The organism is Vannielia sp. SX4, from assembly GCF_052828525.1.
Window position 1 is genome coordinate 2,455,841 of sequence record NZ_CM128247.1, and the last position, 20,565, is coordinate 2,476,405.

At 66.7% G+C, this 20,565-nt stretch carries 23 protein-coding genes; 3 read left to right on the forward strand and 20 right to left on the reverse strand.

The features are described from left to right. Window positions 1-15: 15 nt before the first annotated feature. From ACUXVX_RS12100 to ACUXVX_RS12165, 14 genes are all read right to left on the reverse strand, one after another. Window positions 16-2,424, reverse strand: coding sequence for a GcvT family protein (locus tag ACUXVX_RS12100; protein ID WP_446308498.1), 2,409 nt, complete (start codon window positions 2,422-2,424; stop codon window positions 16-18). A 258-nt stretch (window positions 2,425-2,682) separates the two neighbouring features. Then, the gene (locus tag ACUXVX_RS12105; protein ID WP_446308499.1) at window positions 2,683-3,981 is read right to left on the reverse strand and encodes a branched-chain amino acid ABC transporter permease; all 1,299 of its coding nucleotides are present in this window, start codon (window positions 3,979-3,981) and stop codon (window positions 2,683-2,685) included. Next, window positions 3,978-4,415, reverse strand: coding sequence for a hypothetical protein (locus ACUXVX_RS12110; RefSeq protein ID WP_446308500.1), 438 nt, complete (start codon window positions 4,413-4,415; stop codon window positions 3,978-3,980). The genes ACUXVX_RS12105 and ACUXVX_RS12110 overlap by 4 nt, the downstream gene beginning before the upstream one ends. Beyond that, window positions 4,412-5,572 (reverse strand): branched-chain amino acid ABC transporter permease, encoded by a 1,161-nt coding sequence (locus tag ACUXVX_RS12115; RefSeq protein ID WP_446308501.1) that lies wholly within the window; start codon window positions 5,570-5,572, stop codon window positions 4,412-4,414. The genes ACUXVX_RS12110 and ACUXVX_RS12115 overlap by 4 nt, the downstream gene beginning before the upstream one ends. After that, on the reverse strand, window positions 5,572-5,970 hold the full coding sequence (locus tag ACUXVX_RS12120; RefSeq protein WP_446308502.1) for a hypothetical protein: 399 nt from the start codon (window positions 5,968-5,970) through the stop codon (window positions 5,572-5,574). The genes ACUXVX_RS12115 and ACUXVX_RS12120 overlap by 1 nt, the downstream gene beginning before the upstream one ends. After that, window positions 5,967-6,356 carry a hypothetical protein gene (locus tag ACUXVX_RS12125; protein ID WP_446308503.1) on the reverse strand — a complete coding sequence of 130 codons (390 nt, stop codon included), beginning with the start codon at window positions 6,354-6,356 and terminating at the stop codon, window positions 5,967-5,969. The genes ACUXVX_RS12120 and ACUXVX_RS12125 overlap by 4 nt, the downstream gene beginning before the upstream one ends. Continuing rightward, window positions 6,356-6,748 carry a hypothetical protein gene (locus ACUXVX_RS12130; RefSeq protein ID WP_446308504.1) on the reverse strand — a complete coding sequence of 131 codons (393 nt, stop codon included), beginning with the start codon at window positions 6,746-6,748 and terminating at the stop codon, window positions 6,356-6,358. The genes ACUXVX_RS12125 and ACUXVX_RS12130 overlap by 1 nt, the downstream gene beginning before the upstream one ends. Then, on the reverse strand, window positions 6,745-7,125 hold the full coding sequence (locus ACUXVX_RS12135; RefSeq protein WP_446308505.1) for a hypothetical protein: 381 nt from the start codon (window positions 7,123-7,125) through the stop codon (window positions 6,745-6,747). The genes ACUXVX_RS12130 and ACUXVX_RS12135 overlap by 4 nt, the downstream gene beginning before the upstream one ends. Window positions 7,126-7,127: 2 nt before the next feature. Then, window positions 7,128-7,946 carry an ABC transporter ATP-binding protein gene (locus ACUXVX_RS12140; protein WP_222469313.1) on the reverse strand — a complete coding sequence of 273 codons (819 nt, stop codon included), beginning with the start codon at window positions 7,944-7,946 and terminating at the stop codon, window positions 7,128-7,130. A 13-nt stretch (window positions 7,947-7,959) separates the two neighbouring features. After that, entirely contained in the window at window positions 7,960-8,496 is a 537-nt protein-coding gene (locus ACUXVX_RS12145; RefSeq protein ID WP_446308506.1) for a hypothetical protein, read from the reverse strand. A gap of 1 nt (window position 8,497) precedes the next feature. Then, on the reverse strand, window positions 8,498-8,989 hold the full coding sequence (locus tag ACUXVX_RS12150; RefSeq protein ID WP_446308507.1) for a hypothetical protein: 492 nt from the start codon (window positions 8,987-8,989) through the stop codon (window positions 8,498-8,500). Continuing rightward, complete coding sequence (locus ACUXVX_RS12155) at window positions 8,986-9,675, reverse strand: hypothetical protein (RefSeq protein ID WP_446308508.1); 690 nt, start codon at window positions 9,673-9,675, stop codon at window positions 8,986-8,988. The genes ACUXVX_RS12150 and ACUXVX_RS12155 overlap by 4 nt, the downstream gene beginning before the upstream one ends. After that, window positions 9,672-10,454: an ABC transporter ATP-binding protein gene (locus ACUXVX_RS12160; protein ID WP_222469309.1), complete on the reverse strand. Its 783-nt coding sequence runs from the start codon at window positions 10,452-10,454 to the stop codon at window positions 9,672-9,674. Before ACUXVX_RS12160 ends, ACUXVX_RS12155 begins: the two co-directional genes overlap by 4 nt. Before the next feature lie 63 nt (window positions 10,455-10,517). Then, complete coding sequence (locus ACUXVX_RS12165; RefSeq protein ID WP_222493006.1) at window positions 10,518-11,714, reverse strand: ABC transporter substrate-binding protein; 1,197 nt, start codon at window positions 11,712-11,714, stop codon at window positions 10,518-10,520. A 163-nt stretch (window positions 11,715-11,877) separates the two neighbouring features. On the opposite strand from ACUXVX_RS12165, the gene ACUXVX_RS12170 reads away from it, so the two are divergent. Further along, window positions 11,878-12,963, forward strand: coding sequence for a PQQ-dependent sugar dehydrogenase (locus ACUXVX_RS12170; RefSeq protein ID WP_446308509.1), 1,086 nt, complete (start codon window positions 11,878-11,880; stop codon window positions 12,961-12,963). A 4-nt stretch (window positions 12,964-12,967) separates the two neighbouring features. Here the strand turns inward: ACUXVX_RS12170 and ACUXVX_RS12175 are convergent, their stop codons facing one another. Next, window positions 12,968-13,654: a M48 family metallopeptidase gene (locus ACUXVX_RS12175; protein WP_446308510.1), complete on the reverse strand. Its 687-nt coding sequence runs from the start codon at window positions 13,652-13,654 to the stop codon at window positions 12,968-12,970. 169 nt (window positions 13,655-13,823) lie between these two features. Here ACUXVX_RS12175 and ACUXVX_RS12180 point away from each other — a divergent pair, with 169 nt between their 5' ends. After that, window positions 13,824-14,141 carry a hypothetical protein gene (locus ACUXVX_RS12180; protein WP_446308511.1) on the forward strand — a complete coding sequence of 106 codons (318 nt, stop codon included), beginning with the start codon at window positions 13,824-13,826 and terminating at the stop codon, window positions 14,139-14,141. A 16-nt stretch (window positions 14,142-14,157) separates the two neighbouring features. Here the strand turns inward: ACUXVX_RS12180 and ACUXVX_RS12185 are convergent, their stop codons facing one another. The 4 genes from ACUXVX_RS12185 to ACUXVX_RS12200 form a co-directional block, all read right to left on the reverse strand. After that, complete coding sequence (locus tag ACUXVX_RS12185; protein WP_446308512.1) at window positions 14,158-14,595, reverse strand: OsmC family protein; 438 nt, start codon at window positions 14,593-14,595, stop codon at window positions 14,158-14,160. A gap of 65 nt (window positions 14,596-14,660) precedes the next feature. After that, complete coding sequence (locus tag ACUXVX_RS12190) at window positions 14,661-15,551, reverse strand: lysophospholipid acyltransferase family protein (RefSeq protein ID WP_446308513.1); 891 nt, start codon at window positions 15,549-15,551, stop codon at window positions 14,661-14,663. Between the two features lie 137 nt (window positions 15,552-15,688). After that, window positions 15,689-16,831 carry a flagellar motor switch protein FliG gene (locus ACUXVX_RS12195; protein ID WP_446308514.1) on the reverse strand — a complete coding sequence of 381 codons (1,143 nt, stop codon included), beginning with the start codon at window positions 16,829-16,831 and terminating at the stop codon, window positions 15,689-15,691. Window positions 16,832-16,944: 113 nt separating this feature from the next. Then, window positions 16,945-17,100, reverse strand: a complete 156-nt coding sequence (locus ACUXVX_RS12200; protein ID WP_222469302.1) for a chitin-binding domain-containing protein — start codon at window positions 17,098-17,100, stop codon at window positions 16,945-16,947. Window positions 17,101-17,395: 295 nt separating this feature from the next. Here ACUXVX_RS12200 and ACUXVX_RS12205 point away from each other — a divergent pair, with 295 nt between their 5' ends. Beyond that, on the forward strand, window positions 17,396-18,889 hold the full coding sequence (locus tag ACUXVX_RS12205) for a peroxidase family protein (protein ID WP_446308515.1): 1,494 nt from the start codon (window positions 17,396-17,398) through the stop codon (window positions 18,887-18,889). A 369-nt stretch (window positions 18,890-19,258) separates the two neighbouring features. Here the strand turns inward: ACUXVX_RS12205 and ACUXVX_RS12210 are convergent, their stop codons facing one another. After that, the gene (locus tag ACUXVX_RS12210; RefSeq protein WP_446308516.1) at window positions 19,259-20,485 is read right to left on the reverse strand and encodes an MFS transporter; all 1,227 of its coding nucleotides are present in this window, start codon (window positions 20,483-20,485) and stop codon (window positions 19,259-19,261) included. Between the last annotated feature and the right edge of the window lie 80 nt (window positions 20,486-20,565).

Here is a 20,565-nt window from a genome sequence, read left to right on the forward strand (position 1 = left end):
TGCCGAGGGTTTGGCTCAAGCGCGGAGGGCCGTGCCCTCCGGATCAAAGAGCGGCGTGGTGGTGAGCTTGGCGGGTCGCATCTGGGAGAGGATTTCGATTTCGGCCTCTTGCCCCTCCTGTGCGAACTCGCGGGGGATGAGGGCCATGGCGACCGACTGCTGCGCATGGTGCGAGTAGCCGCCGGAGGTGCAGAAGCCGACCACTTCGCCGTTGATCCAGACCGGCTCGTAGCCGTGCACATCGGCGTCGTCGGCATCGACGAGGAAGGCGACGAGTTGGCGGGCAGGCGGGTTGGCGCGCTCGGATTCTGCGTGAGCTCTGCCAATAAAGTCACTGTTCTTCTTGAAGGAAATGAAACGGTCGAGGCCAGTTTCGGCGGGGGTGTAATCGGGTGAGAACTCGCGGAGCCAGGAGCCGAAAAAGCGGTCGAGCCGCAGGGACATCATGGCGCGCATGCCGAAGGGGGTGATGTTGTGCTCTTGTCCGGCGGCCCAGAGCGCGTGCCAGAGGTGGCGCTGATCCATGTGATCACAGTAGATCTCGTAGCCCAGATCGCCGGTGTAGCTGACCCGCTGGACGGTGCAGGCGACCTGGCCGACGGTCATCTGCGCGACGCCGAGGAAGGGCAGCGCGGCGACATCGGCGTCGGTGCAGGCTTGCAGCACTGCGCGGCTCTTCGGTCCGGCGAGCTGGAAGCCGGTGAGCCGGTCGGAGACGTTCTCAACGTTAACGCCCTCTTCACCATGTTGCTCGAACCAGCGCCCGTGCATCGCCTGCGCGCCGTAACTCGCTGTAAGGGCGAAAGTTTCTGGCCCCGTGCAGGAGATCGTGAAGTCTCCAATGATGCGGCCCGTGGGCGAAAGCATGGGCGTTAGCGTCAGTTTGCCCTCCTGCGGGACGCGGCCTGCCATGATCCGGTCGAGCCAATCGCGGGCTTTCGGGCCGGTGACGCGGAATTTGCCGAAGTTCTGGATTTCGTTAATGCCGACGCTTTCGCGGACGGCGCGCACCTCGCGGCCTGTGGCTTCGAAAGCATTGGAACGGGTGAAGCTGGGCGTCTCGAACTCCGGCTCGTCGCCCTGCGCGAAGTAGTTTGGCACCTCCAGCCCGAACTGATGGCCCCAGACTGCGCCAAGATCGTTAAAAATGTCATACATGGCAGTCGTCCGGTGGGGCCGGGCAGCGGGGCGCTCTTCGTTCGGGTAGCTGACCGAGAAGCGTTTTTGATAGAATTCAATGACTTTGGGCACGGTATAGCCCGGCGTGATCCACTTGCCGTAGCGGGCCACATCGAGGCCGGTCACATCGCGCTCCGGCTCGCCCTCGATCATCCATTGCGCGAGGGTCAGGCCCACGCCGCCGCCTTGGCTGAACCCGGCCATGACGGCGCAGGCGGACCAGTAGTTGCGCAGGCCGGGAACGGGGCCGACCAGCGGGTTGCCATCGGGGGCGAAGGTGAAGGGGCCGTGGATGACGCGCTTGACGCCGGCGCGCTCGAGCACGGGGAAGCGGTTGTAGGCCATTTCGATGCTGTCGGAGACCTTGTCGAGGTTGTCGGGCAGCAGCTCATGGCCGAAATCCCACGGGGTGCCGCCGAGCGCCCAAGGCTCGCAGGGCTGCTCGTAGAAGCCGATGCAAAGGCCGCGGCCCTCTTGGCGGAAGTAGGATTCACCAGCGCAATCAAGCACATGCGGGAATTCTGTTTCGCGCTCGTAGATCTCGGGGATGTCGTCGGTCACCAGATACTGGTGGGCCATCGGCAAAAGCGGCAGGTAGACGCCTGCCATGGCGCCGACCTCGCGCGCCCAAAGGCCGGCGGCGTTGACGACATGCTCGGCGTGGAGGGTGCCTTTGTTTGTGACAACGTGCCAAGTGCCATCAGGGCGCTGCTGGAGGTCTACGACCTTGCAGTGGGTTTCGATCTCAGCGCCAGCCATTTTGGCAGCGCGGGCGTAGGCGTGGGTGGTGCCGGAGGGGTCGAGGTGGCCGTCGAGCGGGTCGTAGAGGCCGCCGAGGATGCCATCGAGGTTCACCAACTCGGCCAGTTCGCCGATTTCCTCGGGCGTCACGATGCGGGTGTCGAGGCCCATGTAACGGTGCTTGGCGCGCTCGGCCTTGAGCATGTCGAAGCGCTCGGGCGTCTCTGCGAGGGTGATGCCGCCAACGTGGTGCAGCCCACACGACATGCCGGTGATCTCTTCAAGTTCCTTATACAAACCAATGGTATAGCCTTGGAGGGCGGCCATGTTTGTATCGGAGTTCATGGTGTGGAAGCCGCCCGCGGCGTGCCATGTGGAGCCGGAGGTCAGCTCGGAGCGTTCGAGCAGGACCACATCTGACCAGCCGAGCTTGGTGAGGTGGTAGAGCACCGAGCAGCCGACGACGCCGCCGCCGATAACGCAGACCTGGGCTGTTGTTTTCATGGGGCGACTCCTCGTGGCTGTTGGGTTGAGACTGTGGGCCGGACGCGGCATGTGCTGGCCGTTCTGCGACATCGCGTGTCGGAAACGGGGTGCGTCCGGGCGGGTTAATGGGGGCGTTAACCGTGGCCGGGAGGGGATGCACAAGTGATGCACATCCGATGCACAACCCATGCATACGCGCGTATGGCGCAAGGAGGCGTTAACGAAGGTTAACGCCCCGCGCGGTGGTGGCCTAATCGGCTAAGGCTAAGGCGCGCCTCACCGCTCGGGGATCAGCCCGCGCGGCGAGAAGCGCAGCACCAGCAGCAGGACGATGCCCATTGTGAGCAGCCGCATGTGCTGGACCGAGTCGAGCAGGTGAGCCTTGAGCCAGCTGCCATCGGGCAGGGGCCATGTCAGCGTTTCCATGAAGAGGCGGCCCAGCGGCTCGACCTGAATCCAGAGCCACCAGACGAGCAGCCCACCGAGCAGGGCGCCGAGGTTGTTGCCCGACCCGCCGACGATCACCATGACCCAAATGAGGAAGGTGAAGCGCAGCGGCTGGTAGGTGCCGGGGGTGAGCAGCCCGTCGAGCGTGGTCATCATCGCGCCGGCCATGCCGCAGATGGCGGAGCCGAGGATGAAGACCTGAAGGTGGCGGCGGGTGACATCCTTGCCCATCGCGCGGGCGGCGGTTTCATTGTCGCGAATTGCGCGCATCATCCGGCCCCAGGGCGACTTGAGGGCCAGTTGGAGGGCGACGATGATGAGCACGAGCGCGGCCGCGAAGAGGCAGCCGTAGAGGAGCTTGACGTAGAGCGTGGAGGCGGTTTCGGGTGGGAGCTTGAACGATGAGGCCCAGCCGCGGAAGCTCTCCGATTGCTGGAGGTCGATCTCATAGGGAACGGGCCGGGGGATGCCGTTGACGTTCTTCACCCCGCGCGCCAGCCAGTCCTCGTTTTTCATCACCGCGATGATGATCTCGGCGATGCCGAGGGTGGCGATGGCGAGGTAGTCGGAGCGCAGGCCGAGGGCGGTTTTGCCGATGAGCCATGCGGCCCCGGCGGCGAGCAAGCCGCCTGCGGGCCATGCGAGGATCACCGGCAGGCCGAGGCCGCCGAGATAACCTTCGAGCGCGGGGTTTACCGCCTCCACGGCATCACGGGCCGGGTCGAAGGCGGCACGGTAGAGCACGAAGCCCACGACAAGGATGGCGAAGGCGACAAGGGCGCGCAGGCGGCCCGGCTTCATGCCCTGCCATGCAAAGGCGGCCCCGGCCACGGTGGCTGCACCCAGCGCCATCGCCGCCCAGATCCGCGCCCCGCCTGCGGCCCAGGCGTCGGGCACCGGCGGCATGGAGATGAGCACGGCAGCGAGGCCGCCGAGCGCGACAAAGCCCATGACGCCCACGTTGAAGAGCCCGGCGAAGCCCCATTGCATGTTGAGCCCCAGCGCCATGATGGCCGAGACGAGGCCCATGTTGAGGATGGTCAGCGAGGTGTTCCAGCTCTGGAACATGCCGGTGCCGATGTAGAGCACCGCGACGAGCGCGAAGAGGAGGGCGGGGGGGAGTTTCATGCGAGCCTCCGGGGCGTGGCGGGAAGGGCGCCGAGGTCATGCCAGCCTGCCGCACTGCCGGTGCAGGTGCCTGTCAGGTAGGGCGTGGTGGTGGCCAGCGCGGTATCGGCGCGGAAGCTGCCATCGGCGTGGATGGTGAGCCACGGAACGGGTGGGAAGCCATCGGAGAAGACGAAGGTGAGCCGGTCGGGCCCTGATTGCGCCTCGACCGGGATCGCGCGGGCCGGGGCCTGATCCTGGCTGAACTTGAAGTTATGGGTCAGGAAGATATCGGGAGCCTTGCCCTTGAGGTGCAGCTGAACGGCGCGCTTGACCGGGGAGCAGCCCGCGCCGGGCTCGCAGCGCTGAGAGGTGGTGCAGGTGAAATCCACCGAAGCGCGGGTGTCGGCCAGGGCGGGGGCTGCGAAGAGGCAGAGGGCGGCGGCGCGGATCATACGGATTTCCCCTTGAAGAGGCCGGTGGGTTTGATGAGCAGGACGATCACCAGAATGGCGAAGCTGACGGCGAATTTGTATTCGGTGGTCAGCAGTTGCAGCAGGCCGGAGGGGGCGAGCGCCTCGGGCAGCACGTAGGTGGCGACCTTCTTGAAGGCGTAGGTGACGGTGACCTCGGAAAACGCGATCACGAAGCCGCCCGCGATGGCGCCGAGCGGCGAGCCGAGGCCGCCGACGATGGCGGCGGCGAAGATCGGCAGCAGAAGCTGGAAGTAGACGAAGGGTTTGAACGACTTGTCGAGGCCGTAGAGCACGCCCGCGATGGTGGCCAGCGCGGCGACGATCACCCATGTGACGGCCACGACGCGCTCGGGGTTGATGCCGGAGAGCAGGGCAAGATCCTCGTTGTCGGAGAAGGCGCGCATGCTCTTGCCGGTGCGGGTGCGGTTCAGGAACCAGAACAGCAGCGCCACGCAGATCGCGGCGACAACCATGGTGAGCACTTGGGTCGAGCGCAGGGCGAGGCCCTCGGCGAGACCGGTCATCTTTTTGAAATCGCCCGCGGAAATCACGAAGCGGGCGCCATCGGCAAAGCGCTGGTCATCGACGCCGATGATGAAGCGGGTGAGGCCGTTGAGGATGAACATCACCCCGATCGAGACGATCACGAGGATCACCGGCGCGGCCTTTTGCCTGCGGTAGAAGCGATAGACGGCGCGGTCGGTGCCCAGCACAAGCAGCGCGGTGGCGGCGATGCCGAGCGGCAGGGCCAGCAAGGCCGTTGGCAGGCCGGCGAAGATGACGAGCGCCCCGAGACCGCCGTATGCGGCTATGGCGAGAGCAATCCAAAGGCTCCACTTCGGCGCGACCTTAATCAGCACCAGTGCCCCGATCGGGACGAGCAGCCCCAGCCCGCCGAAGATGGCAACGGAGGTGCCCGTCAGCACCAGAGCCGGGAAGGCTTGCAGGCCCCAGGTGACGAGGATGGTCATGGTGGTGCCGAAGGCCATCGTGTCGCCATGGGCGAAGTTGGAGAACCGCAGGATGCCGTAGATCAGCGTGACCCCGAGCGCGCCGAGCGCCAGCTGCGAGCCGTAGGTGGCGGCCGGGATGATGACGAAGTTGGTCAGGGCCACGAGGGCGTTCAGCAGGTCCATCAGGCGGTGATCTCGCAGGTCATGATGTCGATTTCGGCGTAGGTGTCGGGGTAGCGCTCGGTGGGCAGCCATTGGCGCATCCAGAGCGCGCTTTTGGTGCCGGAGAGTGCCAGCGTGTGCAGGTGGCCATCGCCCGGTTGCCAGACCCACGGGCCGGTGCGGGCAAGGCCGCGGGCCTCAAACGCGGGGCCGTCGCCGAGGGTGATCTTCCAGTCGCCGGTGCCGCTGGCGTCAGTCGCGGTGGGGGCGAGGGTGATGCTTTGGGAGCCGCCATAAGGCGTGCAGTCACCCGCCTCGGTGCAGCTGCGCTGGAAGTCGCAATCGAGCGTCACGCGGGCGCCCTCGGCCTGGATGGCCGTGGGCAGGGCGAGCACCGTGATGAGCACCAGCGCCCTCACGGGGCCACCACGCAGGTGCCGTGGAAGTTCTGGCTCTGGATGCCTTCGACCGAGTTGTGCATCGAGTAGCGGGTGATGCCGCGCTTGAAGATCGAGACGAGGTGGATGGTGTCGAACTCCATGGCAGAGACGTAGCTGAAGCTGTCCCCCAGAGGGTCGCGCAGCTGGCGCAGCGGGATGACCCGTGCCGAGGCCGCGCCGCCGGTTTCCATCTCCCACTGGTCGGGGCTTTCGGCCTCCGCGCGCGGGCGGATGTTCAGCGTCAGGCCGGAGGGCTGGCAGGAGCGTTCCTCCACGCAGTAACGGGTGTAGGTGCAGTCATAGGAGAGCGCCGCGGCGGGGGTCGCGGGGAGGGTAAGGAGGATGAAGGCGGCGAGGGCGCGCATCAGAGGACTCCCTTGCAGTTGCCTTCGGACAGGAAGGCGTAGGGTGTGCCATGGCCGTGACCGTGCACCGAAAGTGTGAATTGGCGCTCATCCAAGAGCGTGAGCATCACCGCGTCCCCGGCGGGAGAACTGGCGGAGAAGAAGCTCTGCATTTGTGTACTGTCGCCTCCGGTCAGGGCCGCAAGGCGTAGCGGTGTCTCGCCGGGAGCAGGCGTTCCAATCGGGACGAGCGTGACGCCGCCCGTGTCAAGCGTGAGGCGGAAGGCGCTCTCCGGCTCCGAGCCTGTCTGGCAGTTGCCTTCGATGTTGCAGCTGGTCTGCGGGGTGCAGTCCAGCGCCAGCGCGGGGGGCGCGGCGCAGAGGAGCAGGGCTGAGAGCGCGGGGCGGATCACAACCGGCTCTCCAGATAGGCGACAAGTCCGGCGCGGTCTTCACAGGTGGCGGGCTCGAAGGCGCTTTCGCCGCCCATTGGCTGGTGCATGATCTCGCTGCTCCCATCGTCGCGCAGGTGCAGGGCGAGGAAGAGCTTGTCAGCCGTGGAGGTGGCGAAGAGGCGGAGGTTGTCGTTGCGGCGGTTCAGCGTGGCGTCGAGCTGGACAGTCTCGTTTAGCGTCAGCAGCGCGGGGCGGCGGTCGGACGGCAGGACGGAGACGGCGAGGCTGTGGCTCTCGGAGGTGCAGGGCCACTCTCGCGGCGGCTCGTCCGACTGCGCCAGCACTGCCAGCGGTGCCGCGATAAATCCAGCGATGACAAGGTATTGGCGCAGCATCTTCACCCTCCCAGAAAGCTCTGGCGGACTTCTGGGTCGTTCAGCAATTCCTGCCCGGTGCCGGTGTGGGCGTTGCGGCCCTGCACCAGCACGTAGCCCTTGTCGGCGATCTCCAGCGCTTGTCGCGCGTTCTGCTCGACCATCAGCACGGGCAGGCCAGTGCGGGCGACCTCGATGATGCGGTCGAAGAGTTCGTCCATCACGATGGGGGAGACGCCAGCGGTTGGCTCGTCGAGCATCAGCACCTTGGGCTGGGTCATCAGCGCGCGGCCCACGGCGACCTGCTGGCGCTGGCCGCCCGAAAGTTCGCCCGCGGGCTGGCGGCGCTTGTCCTTCAGGATCGGGAAGAGATCGTAAACCTGCGCCATCGTGCCGGAGATGTCATCGTCGCGGATGAAGGCGCCCATCTCGAGGTTTTCCTCCACGGTCATGGAGGTGAAGATGTTGTTGGTCTGCGGCACGAAGCCCATGCCCGCCCGCACCCGCGCCTGGGGCGTGAGGTCGGTGATGTCCTGCCCGGCGAGGCGGACGGAACCCTTGCGCAGGTTCAACATGCCGAAGACGGCCTTCATCGCGGTGGATTTGCCCGCGCCGTTGGGGCCGACGATCACCGCGATCTCGCCGGGCTCCACGGCGATGGTGCAATCATGCAGGATGTCGGGGCCCGCGCCGTAGCCGCCGGTCATGCTGTCGCCGATCAGGAAGGCATTGCCGGTCATCGCGCGCTCGGCGCTGCCGGGCGAGGCCGTGAGCGTGCCGCCGGGGCGGGGGTTGGTGATGGAGCGGTCTGCGTTGCCGCGGTTGCTGTAGGCGTCGCTCATCCGGCCCTCCTGTTCAGCTTGATCCGGGGAAGTCGAGCGCATTGAGCAGTGCATCTGCCCATGCGTCGACACGGTCGGGTGCGGCGGTGCCCGCGGCGCTGAGGCTCAACATCGCCACGCCTGCGCCCGGGTCTTCGATCAGGGCGATGCGCCCGATGCGGCCTTCGCCCGAGGCATCGAGAATCTGTGCCTTGCGCCCGTCCACGTCTCGTTGGGCGAGGCGGGGCAGGCTCTCCGGGTCTTTGCTGCGCACCTTGGCGAGCCAGGCCTCGGCCGTGGCGGCGGCGCTGGCGCCGTCTTGTGGCGTCATCGGGGTGAGCACGGCATAGCCTTCGGGCATATCGCCAAAGGGGCCTGCGGGCTGCATCTCAATGAAGGACGGGTCGGTGATGCTGCCGGGGGCGAAGGCGGGCGCGGGGCAGAGCTGGCCAGTGAGCGCGGCGAGGGCCACGCAGTCCTCCGCCAGCGCGGCAGAGGGCGCTGAGACCGCGAGAACGGAGGCGAGGGCGCGCAGGGTGGGCTTGGCGGGGTGGAGGCAGAGGAACAGCATCTCAACAGCTCCCTTCGCAGCGCAAGCGCAGAGCTTCAACCATTTCGATCACCCCTTCGCCCAGGCTTTCGGGCCATGCGTCCCACGGGGCGCCGTAGATCAGCATCAGGCGGGTGCTGCCGACCTCGGTAACGGCGCGGGCGACGCGGCGGGTGGAATCCGGCTCATTGCCGACCTCGACAAAGGCTGTGCGCTCCTCGGAGGTGTGGGCGGTGGTGAGCAGGGTGTTTTCCGGCGGGATCTCGAAGGTGGCGTTGAAGGCGGCCATATCCTGCTCCAGCGTGCCGGTGCCACGGCCCGCGTAATCCTCAATGTAGTCCAGCGACACCTCGGAAAGCTCCAGCCGGGACCCATCACCGAACTGCTCGAGATAGGCACCGGCCATTCGGGTGCCGTCGAGGCAGAGATCGAAGCTGGGGGTGATCTGCTCGAGGCAGGGCTCGGCCCGCGCGGGCAGGGCGGCAGTGAGGGAGAGGAGGGCGGCGCGGATCATTCAGCGGCCTTCCATTCGGCCAGCGGTTTGCCGTCGATACTGAGGTTGGCTGTGAGGCGGGTCAGCACATCTTCCATGTCCGGCAGGGCGGCATCTGCGCTGCTCCATGCGCTTGCCTGGACGCTCAGCGTTTCCTTTTCGGTCATGACCTCGATCGAAAAATCCGTGAGCCCACTGCCGCCCTCGGTCTCGATCGTGAAGCCGTTCTCGACCACTGCGATCCCATCGCGGACGGTGGCGGTTTCTCCCTCGAATTCAAAGCCTGTCAGAAAGCTCATGGCCTTGAGCATGAAGCCTTCACCCACGCTGGAGCCCAACTGGCTGTAATAGGCGAGGTCGCCGCCATGGCCGTAGTTGGTATCGAGCGAGAGGGTGAACTGAAGGCGCGTCGCCTGATCGGTGAACCCGTGTTCCTCAAGCCCGTGGGCGCTCACCGGCCGGTCGGCCTCAAAGCCTTCGGGCAGGCCGCAGTAGGTGACCCGCCCGCTGGACGAGGCAAGGCAGCCCCCGCTGGCGAAGGGGCTGATGGCGGCGAGGGTGACATCGGGGTCGGAGAACTGCCAAGTGCCATTGGGGTGCACAACGATCTCATGGCCCCGGAAGTCGGTCGTGAACAGCGGCTCACCCTCCTGCGCACTGACAGGGCTGGCGAGCAGCGCAAGGGCAGTGAGCGTGACGCGGATCATGCGCCGACCTGTTCTTTGTTCTTCAGTCCGGTGCCCAGATAGGCCTCGATGACGTGTTCGTTGGCCTTGATCTCGGCCAGCGTGCCCTCGGCCAGCACCTTGCCCTCGGCCATGCAGATGACCGGGTCGCAGAGGCGTTCGATGAAGTCCATATCGTGCTCGATGACGACGAAGGTGTAGCCGCGCTCCTTGTTGAGGCGGATGATCGCGTCGCCGATGGTGTTGAGCAGGGTGCGGTTCACCCCGGCGCCGACCTCGTCGAGAAAGACGATGCGGGCGTCGACCATCATGGTGCGGCCCAGTTCGAGCAGCTTTTTCTGCCCGCCGGAGACCTGGCCTGCCTTGTGGTCGGCCAGATGCTCGATGGTCAGAAACTCCAGCACCTCGTCGGCCTTGGCCTTCAGCGCGCGCTCTTCGTCGGCGATGCGCTTGCGGCCGAACCACGTGTTCCACAGCGCCTCACCCGATTGGCCGCCGGGGACCATCATCAGGTTTTCGCGGCAGGTCATGGAGCTGAACTCATGGGCGATCTGGAAGGTGCGCAGCAGCCCCTTGCCGAACAGCGCGTGCGGCGGCAGGCCGGTGATATCTTCGCCGTTCATCGTGACCCGGCCGGAGGTGGGCTCAAGAACGCCCGCTACCACGTTGAAAAGCGTGGTCTTTCCTGCGCCGTTGGGGCCGATGAGGCCGGTGATGGAGCCGGGCTGAATGGTCAGCGTGGCGCCGTCGACGGCGTGGAAGCCGCCGAAGTGCTTGTGCAGGTTCTCGACCTGGATCATTGAGATGTCCCCGATGGGATACGGCGGGGTTGCCCCCGCCGCATCAAGCTTGCGTGCTGAAGATCAGCGGTATTTGACCGTGGCGATCTTGCCGTCTTCGAAGGTGATCTCGCGGTAGTTGCCCGCGCTTTCACCGGGGCCGATCAGCTCGACGGCGGAGGCGCCGACGTAGTCGATGTCCTCACCGGCGGCGATCAGTTCGAGCGCCTTTTTCAGCTCACCGGGGAAGATCTGCTCGCCGGGGGCGTTGGCGACTTCCATCACCTTTTCCTTGTAGACGTTCGGGTCGTCGGACCCGGCGGCCTCCATCGCGAGCATGATCAGCGCGGCGGCGTCATAGCTCTCGGGTGCGAAGGGGGAGGTGGGATCGAAGCCCGCGGCGGTGCCCAGCTCGACGAACATGGCGTTGCCGGGGCTGTCGGTGCCGGGGTGCTGGCCGGTGGAGCCGTTGATCTCGGAGCCGAAGTTCTCTTCGAGCGCGGTGCCGATCATCCCGTCGGGGAAGTGGAACTTGTCGAAGGCGCCGGAGTCGAGCGAGGCGCGGATGATGCCGGCGCCGCCCTGATCAACGTAGCCTGCCACCACCAGCAGATCGCCCCCGGCGGAGGCCAGCGAGGCGACCTCGGCCGAGTAGTCGGCCTTGCCGTCTTCATGCGCGGCCGAGATGGTCACGGTGCCGCCGGCTTCTTCGAAGGCCGCCTGAAAGCTGTCGGCGAGGCCCTTGCCGTAGTCGTTGTTGGTGTAGGTCAGCGCGACGGTCTTCACGTCGTTGTCCATCAGCACCTGGGTCATCACCTCGCCCTGACGGGCGTCGGACGGGGCGGTGCGGAAGAACAGGCCGTTGTCTTCGGTGGTCGACAGGCCCGGCGAGGTGGCCGAGGGGGAGATCATCACCATGCCGTTCGGGACGGCGACGTTGGTGAGGATCGCGCCGGTCACGCCGGAGCAGTCGGCGCCCATGATGCCCTTGATCCCGTCGGAGGTGATCAGGCGCTCGGCGGCGGCGGACGCGGCGGCAGAATCGACGCAGGTCGAGTCGGCCTCGACGGCGGTCACGGTGGTGCCCCCCATCAGCGCGCCGCTTTCGGTCACTTCGGCCATGGCCATCTTGGCGGCGTCACGCATGTGGGGCGTGAGGCTTTCAATCGGGCCGGTGAAGCCGAGGATGATGCCCAGTTTCACTTCGGAGCCGTGGCTCTCGGCGAAGGCCGGGGCAGCCAGCGCGGCGATGGCCGTGGTGGCGAGGATCAGTTTTTTCATTGTTGGTCTCCCTGTTGGAACATTGTCCTGCGGGTGAGCCTAGACCGGGAATTTCGCTTTGGAAAGCGGGGGCATGGGCCCGACCTTGCGGAAAGTTGAACGACAGGGTGGCTGGGCGGGGCCGGGGCAGGCCTTAGGTTGTGTGCAAAGAGGAGTTTTCAGCATGAACGGACGATTGGCAGCGGCAGTGATCGGGCTTTCAGCCCTTGGGGCGTGGGAGGCTGCGGAGGCGCAGGGCGTGCGGATGGAAACCGTGGCCAGCGGGCTGGACGAGCCGTGGGGGCTTGCGTTCTTGCCCGGCGGCGGCTTTCTGGTGACCGAGCGGGCCGGAGAGTTGACCGCGGTCATAAATGGTGAGGCCGGGCCAATCACCGGCGTGCCGGAGGTCTATGACAGCGGGCAGGGCGGCTTGCTTGACGTGATGGTGCCGCGCGATTTTGCCGAGAGCCGCGAGATTTTTCTGAGCTTCTCCAAGCCGCAAGACGGCGGGGCGGGCACCGCGCTTGGCAAGGGCCGCCTGAGTGACGATGGCTCGGCGCTGGAGGGCTTCGAGGTGATCTTCGAGATGGAGCCCGGCTCCAGCGGCGGGCGGCATTTTGGCAGCCGGATCGTGGAAGGCGCGGACGGGCTGATTTACCTCACCATCGGCGAGCGGGGCGAGCGGCCCTCGGCACAGGACCTGAGCCGCGAGAACGGCTCGGTGGTGCGCATCGCCCGCGATGGTTCGGTGCCGGAAGACAACCCCTTTGTCGGCCAGGAGGGCGCGCAGCCCGAAATCTGGAGCTATGGCCACCGCAACCCGCAGGGCGCCACGCTGGACACCGAAGGGCGGCTCTGGGTGGTGGAACACGGGGCGCAGGGCGGCGATGAGCTGAACCTCGTGGAGCCGGGCGCAAACTACGGCTGGCCTGTCATCTCCTACGGGCGGCATTACTCGGGCGCGAAGATCGGCGAGGGCAATGCCAAGGACGGGATGCAGCAGCCGGTGCATTACTGGGATCCGTCCATCGCGCCCTCTGGCCTGATGATCTACGGCGGCGAGATGTTTCCGGAGTGGAAAGGGCAGGTCTTTGTTGGCTCGCTGAAGTTCGACATGATTTCGCGGCTCTCCGCCGATGGCCGAACCGAGCTGGAGCGGATCGAAACACCAGAGACCAGCCGCGTGCGCGATGTGCGCGAAGGGCCGGACGGGGCGATCTGGTTCTTGTCGGTGGGCGAGGGCGCGGTGTTCAGGATGGTGCCGGAGTAGGTGGCTACTCGGCGCGCCACTTGATCTCGTTGGCCTCGATTGCGGCAATGCGCTTGGCGGCGGGCGGATGGCTCATGAACCATGCGGGCATCTTGGCCCCGCCCGCGCCAGTGAGCTTGTCGAGCTTGGCGAAGAGCGATTTTTGCGGCGCGGTGCCGATGCCGGATTTGGTCAGCAGGGCCGAGGCATAAGCATCGGCCTCGAACTCGTCGGCCCGCGAGAGCCGGGCCATCAGCAGCGAGGTGATGCCCGAGGCAATTGCCGCGCCGATCCCCGGCAAAAAGCGGTTGAGCACCATCGCGAGGCCCACGCGAAGGGCGTTTTGCCCGGAAAAGTCGATCATCCGGCGGCGAGAATGGCCAAGCGCCACGTGCCCGAGCTCATGGGCAATGACCGAGGCCAGCTCCTGCTCGGTCACAGCGCCCTGTTTCAGCGCATTGTGAAAGCCCCGGGTGATGAAGATCCGCCCATCCGGCGCGGCCAGCCCGTTGATGGCGGGGGTCTCCAGCACATGAACGCTAAGCCGCGGCAGATCGAGGGTGCGGGCCATGCGGGCGGTCAGTTTCAGCAGCGCCGCATCGTCGAGCGGGGTGCTCTGGCTGTCGAGCTGGCGGGCCAGCCGCCACGCAGAGAAGCGCCAGAGGATCAGCCCGTAGGCGACCGCGAGGAGGATGGGCATGAGCTTGAGCATCGCCAGATATATGGCGCGGCAAGGGGGCGAGGGGAAGGCGGGCGTGAATTGGGTGGCGAAAACGTGAAACTTTCCGCGCCGCCGTTGCGGGCAGGGCCGGGGCTGCCCACCTTGCGGGCATTGATTTTTGCAAGACCCTATTCCGAGACCAAGCCCTTTGGAGGCCCAGATGCATCTGACCGATCCTGCCGTATTCTCCCCTGTTCCGATCTGGCGCGCGATGGCCGGGCGTGCCTGCCTCGTGTTGGCCGCGCTCATATTTTCCGCCGCGCTGGCGGTTTCCGCGCTGCATCTCAGCGAGGGCAGCGGGATTGAGTCGGGGCTCTACAGCCTCGCCTTTGGCTTTTTCTTCGGCATTCCGGCGTTGGTCGCCGCGCAGCAGAGCGTCTTTGCGCCGGGCCAGACCCGCGCCTGCTTGTTTGCAGGGCGGGTGCTGGCGGTGGGTTGGCTGGCGGCGATAGCCTGGCTCATAGGGCTGTACCTTTGAGCCGATAGCGCCGCGATCAGCTTTCGAAGGTGGCGTCCATCGTGATCTCGGCGCCGCCTTCGAGCAGCTTGGAGATCGGGCAATTGGCCTTGGCGACCTCTGCGGCGGTCATGAAGGCGGCGGCGTCTATGCCGGGGACGCGGCCCTTGAGCTCGAGGTGGATCTTCTTGACCGCGAAGCCGTCGCCTTCCTTGTCCATCGACACGGTGGCGGTGGTGTCGAGCGCCTCGGCCTCATGGCCGGTCTGGTCGACGAGCACCTTGGAGAGCGCCATGGTGAAGCAGCCCGCGTGGGCCGCGCCGATCAGCTCTTCGGGGTTGGTGCCGGGGGCGTCCTCGAAGCGGGTGTTGAAGCCGTAGGGCTGGGAGGAGAGCGCGCCGGAGGCGGTCGAGACTGTGCCCTTGCCCTCCGTGATGTTGCCGCTCCAATGGGCCGATGCCTTGCGATTGATCATGGGGGTGCCTCCTGTTTTGTGTGTTGAGCCTCTCAACGTGACAGCAGGCCGGATGTTCCGCGTGCTCAGCGGCTCACTTTCCAGCGGCGGTGGATCCAGAACCACTGGTCGGGGTCGGCCTCGATCCGGTCTTCAAGGCTGCGGGTGGCCGCCTCGGTCATTTTGAGCGCGTCGCTATGCGGGATCGGGGCCTCGACCTCGATGGCATAATCCAGACCGCCGTTCTGCCGGGTGGCGTAGAGCGGCACCATGAGCGCATCGTAGCGCAGCGCCATGTCGGCAGCGGAGGTGGCGGTGCGGGCCGGGCGGCCCATGAACTCGATCACCTCGCCGCGCCATGCGTGGACATCATGCAGGATGATCAGCATGCCGCCCGCCTTGAGGTGGCGGATGAAGGCGGCGGTGCCCTTGCGGCCCTGTGGAAAGACCGGGCGGCCCACCGCCTCCATCGTCGCGACGTAGTGCTGGTTGAAGAAGGCGTTCGCCATTGGGCGGTAGAGCCCGCCGAAGTGGTAGCCCGAGGTGTTGAGCTTGGCCCGGGCGGCCTCGTAATTGCCGAAGTGGCCGGTGACGGCGATCACCGGGCGGCCTGTGGCGCGGGCCTCTTCCAGCGCGGGCAGGCCGGGGCCGGAGAGTGAGAAGCCGGAGGCGCGGGCGAAGAACTGGGGGTTGGAGTAATTCTCCATCAGCACCCGGCCCGCGTTTTCGCAGACCTTGGCGGCGAGGGCCGCGCGGGCGGGCGGCTCCATGTCGGGCCAGACATAGGCGAGGTTGGCCTGCGCCCGTTTGCCATAGCCTGCCAGCGGGCCGATGACGCTGCGGGTGAGTTTGCCGAAGGCGGGGATGCGGGCGCTATAGGGCAGCAGGCGGGCGCCGCCGATGAAGCCACGCAGAAGCTTGTCGGTCAGCCAGTCGGCTGCCGTGCCCTGCGGTGCGTCGGTCTCTTTGGCGGCCATGCGGCGCTCTCCCCGGTGGTGGCACAGGGTTAGCGGCGGCGGCGCGTGAAGGGAAGGGGGCTGCGCGGCGCAGGCTTGCGAGGGCTCTGTGCGGGGATGAGGGAGGATGCGCGGCGGTAGAAGTCCCTGCCTACGGGCTACTCCTCGTCATCGGGCGAAATCAGGATGATCTCGCCATCGGCCTCCAGCCTGCGAATCTCGGCCACGACCGCCGTCATCGCCTCTTCGCCCTCGGCCTCCTTGACCTTGCCCAACTCGGCCATCTCCTCCCGCAGCCCCTCGGCCATGCGCTTGGACATATTGTCGAGGATGTGATCGCGCGAGCGCTCGGCCTCGCCCTGCGCGGCGGCGAGGGCGGTGACGAGCACCGGTTGGTCGATCCCGCGGGTGATCTTGGGCACGTCGCGGGCGGCGAGGCGCTCGGCGATGTTGACGAAGGTGAAGATCGCCTTCTTCACCTCTTCGGCGAACTCGGCGTCATCCTCCTCAAGCCCCTTGAGCACGTCGTCACGGGTGGCGGAGGGGGAGAAGTTGAGCACGGCAGCCACGCGCTCGACCGGGCCGCCATCGAAGGCCTGCACCGGCTGGGCATCGAACTGGGCGGCGAGGGTGAGGCCGATGCGAGCGACGGTTTCAGGCCCCACGCGGCCTGTGCGCGACATCGCGTGGGTGATGCGCCGGGCCTTCTCGCCGGGCAGCTTGCCCAGCACCTCGGCGGCCTTGCCGGTGGGCAGCTTGGCCAGCACTACGGCGCCGACTTCCACGCTCTCCTCCTCCAGCATCGGGGCCAGTTTGGCGGGGTCGAGGCCCGAGATCCGCTCCCACGGGTCGCCCTTGGCGGCGACGCCGGCCTCGCGGCGCAGGCGGGCGGCGGTGATGGGGGAGATATGGCCATCGAGCAGGCCGAGCGCGCCCTCCATCGCGCCGGGAAAGCAGAGTGCCACGCGGTCCAGCTCGCCCTGAAACTCCTCGATCACCTCGGCCAGCGTGTCACGGTCGACCATGCGCAGCCCGCCCATCGCGCGAGTCAGCTCGGTCTGCATGCCATCGGACCATTCGGCCAATGGCAGCTTGGCGCCGCCGTTGACCAGCAGGCGCACGATGATCGCGGCCTTCTGGCGGCGGGAGAGCTTGCGGGCGGCCGCGCTGCCGCCGCCAAGCCCGCCGAGGCCGCCGGACATGGCAGGCAGGCCAGCAGAGCCTTTGCCCGAGCCAGAGTCATCCGGCCCGGAGCCAAAGTCACCGAGCCCGCCGGGAAGCGGGGAGAGGGAAGTGGACATCAGCGCCTCGCGCCTTGAGCAGGTATCGTTCTGGCCGATCCTAGGCGCGGAGGCTTAAGGCAGGGTTACCGGCGGCCGGGTTTCCGGCCCTCCGGCAGGCGCGTGGCGTGCGATCAGCCGGTGGGGGTGATGCAGCTGGCGGTCTTGGCGTCCCAGACCTTTCCATCGGCGCAGGACATGGTCACCTCATGCGCAGAGGAGCACTCGGCGTAGGCGAACGCGGGAGCGAAGGCCAGCACGAGGGCGGCCAGGGCAGTCTTCGTCTTCATGGGTCATCTACCTCCTGGTTACCGGGCGAGCGTAGCACGGGCGGCGATTCCGGCAAAGCGCGGGGCAGGGGTGCGCGCCTTCCGTTACGGAAACGTGAATGCTCCGGTGCATCTGCGTGAATTGCCCCTCGCCCAAATTGCCGCAGCGTCAGCCCGGGCGCATTGCTTTTTCAGGCGCCGGGCGGACGGCCTTGCCAGCCCCAAGGCAGGCTTTCGCTTCCCCCGATGGCCGCCCGGCGCCCCAACAGGTGAGCCGTGCGCGAGGCACGGCCCCATAGTCAGGAGGACTGTAGCAATGTCACATGCCAAAGGCCCCGCCCGTCCCGCTTTCGCCCCGCGTTCCAAGCTCTACAAAGGGCGGTTCGGCCGGATCTGCCCCGGCCTCGCGCCCTGGTCTCCGCCGGGCGTGCCGCCCGAGCAGATCGAGGCGCATTTCGTCGCCTTCGCGAACGAGCACATGACCGAGCGCCCCGGCCTAAGCCCCGGAGAGGCGATCGAGATCGATGACGAGCTGGAGACGGAATTCAGCTCGGCCATCCCGGCGGGCTACACCTACTTCGGCCAGTTCGTCGACCATGACATCACCTTCGATCCGACGCCGCTGGGTGTTGAGATCACCGACCCCGAGGGGCTCGACAACTTCCGCACGCCGCGGCTGGATCTCGACTGTGTTTATGGCTCCGGCCCGCATGACCAGCCGTATATGTATGACGGCGCGGGCAAGTTCCTGATCGGCAAGATCGAGGGCTCCGACCTCGACGACCTGCCGCGCAACCCGCTCGGCCGCGCGATCATTGGCGACATGCGCAATGACGAGAATGCCATCGTCAGCCAGATCCAGCTTGCCTTTCTGACCGCGCATAACACGCTGGTGGATCGTGCCGTGGCCGCTGGCAAGGCCGACCCCTTCATGGAGGCCCGCCGGGTGCTGACATGGCTCTACCAGCACTGCGTCTGGGAGGATTTTGTCCGCCGGATCTGCATCGACGAGGTGGTGGATACCGCGCTCGTGAAGATGAAGGGCAAGGACGGCCGGGTGCAATGGGGGCTCGGGCTGAAGGATGTGTACAACTGGGAGTACAACCCCTTCATGCCGCTGGAGTTCTCGGTGGCGGCCTACCGGTTCGGCCATTCGATGGTGCGCAACGGCTACCAGACCAACTTCACCCACAACCAGCTCGACCGCGTTCCGCTGTTCAACAACACCACCGCTGGCTCGGGCGCCAGTGAGCCCGATCTGCGCGGCTTCGGCCCCCGGACCGAGGTGACCACGGTGCAATGGGACTGGTACTTCGACATGGGCAACGAGGCCGACTTTTTCCCGCAGAGGGCGCGGAAGATCGACACCAAGCTGGCCAACGCGCTCCTGTTCCTCGGCGAGGACGACGGCAACCCGGCCTCCGTGGCCAACAAGCTCGCCGCGCGGAACCTCATTCGCGGCGTGATGATGGAGCTGCCCTCCGGGCCTGATGTGGCCGCCAAGCTGAACGTGCCGGTGACGGTCACGCTGGGCGACGATGAGCCGGCGGCGCTGTGGTACTACATCCTCCGCGAGGCCGAAGGGCAGGGCGGGGCGCGGCTGGGGCGGCTTGGCTCCACCATCGTCTCGGCGGTCTTTGCCGGGCTGCTGAAGGGCGACCCGAAGGCCTTCGTCAACGTCGATCCCGGCTGGACCCCGGAGGCGGAACTCGCCAGCGGGATGCTGACGGAGGACGACAAGCAGGACAATTCCGATTGGGGGCTTCAGGCCATCCTCCGGATTTCCGGTCAGCCGGTGAGCGGCGTCTAACCCTTACCCCTCACCAGGCAGGGGAGCCCGGTGGCGTGGTGGCCCGGCGCTCTCCGGGAAAGGTCCGTCCTTCGGGGCGGGCCTTTCATTGTGGGGGGGAGGTTTTGGGTGAACGGCTTTGAATTTTCCCTGCACGGAATCAAGCCAAAGGCGCCGTGCAGCGCCGTCCCGCCCGTCGCACCGGAGGTGCGCCGCTTTATAATCGGCACGCCTTTGGCGTGACGGGCGGCGCTTTGGTGAGGTTGAAAGTTACCCTAGAGGGAAGATGACCACGGCACCATAAAGTGCCATGTACTGGCGTTGTTTGCGCCACCCCACAGGACGACGCTGCCCGACTTGCGGATCGCCAAGTGGCCTGACGCTTCCGCCCTACGCCTCCTTCGGGCGCAGCACGAGCCAGATCAGCGCGCCGCCTGCGAGCACAAGGAAGGGCGCCATCGCAAGGTTCACCGCCGTCCATCCGGCCTGGGCCGTGCCGCCCGAGCAGTTCATCAGCCCGCCGGAGGCCAGCGAGGCCATCGTCACACCGCCGAAGACGATCAGGTCGTTCAGCCCCTGCATCCGCCCGCGCTCCTCAGGCCGGTGTGCGCCCGCCAGCATCGAGGTCGCCCCGATGAAGCCGAAGTTCCAGCCGAGGCCGAGCAGCACCAGCGCGATGAAGAATTGCTCCAGCTCCACGCCCGAGAGCCCCACGGCCCCGGCCCCGGCGAGGATCACGAGGCCGGTGGCGACTATCTTCTCGACCCCGAAGCGGGCAATCAGGTGGCCGGTAAAGAAGCTGGGCGCGAACATGGCCAGCACATGGGCGGTGACCACATCGGCGGCATCACCGGTCTCGAAGCCGCAGCCTACCACGGCGAGCGGCGTGGAGGTCATCACGAGGTTCATCAGCGCGTAGCTGACCATCGCGCAGATCACCGCCACGGCGATGCGCGGGGTCTTCAAAAGCTCCATCCGGCTCCGGCCCTTGGGGGCATCGGCCGAGGGCACCGGCGGGCGCGGAATGTCGATGAAGAGAAACAGCAGAGAGCCCAGCAGGTTGACCGCGATCACCGCGGCATAGGTGCCGAGGAAGGGGATCACATAGGCATCGGCGGTCAGCTTCACCAGCTGCGGGCCGAGCACGGCAGAGGCCAGCCCGCCCGCCATGACATAGGAGATCGCCTTGGGTCGGAACGTGTCGGAGGCGGTATCGGCGGCGGCGAAGCGGTAGAAGCCCTGCGCCGACATGTAGACGCCGGTCAGCAGCGAGCCGAGCAGGAAGATCGGGAAGCTCTGCACATAGAGGCCCCATGCGCCGATGGCCCCGCCGAGCGCGCCGCCCAAGGCCCCGGCAAAGAACCCCGCGCGCCGTCCGTAGCGCTGCATCAGGGCCGAAAGCGGGGTGGCGGAGAGCATCGAGCCGAGCACGATCAGCGAGATCGGCAGGGTCGCATAGCAGATGTTCGGTGCAAGGCTCTGCCCGGCCAGCCCGCCGATGGTGAAGATCATCGGCATCTGGCTGCCCAAAATCGCCTGGGCGGCGACCAGCACCGCCACGTTGCGGCGGGCCTTGCGATCATCTGCGGAGGGGGCGGGGATATCGGCACTGCTCATGCAGGCTATAGAGCCCAAGCGGCAGGGCGGCGCAAGCGGCCGGGGTGCCGCAGCGCGAACAGTCTGTTTGCCACACCGCC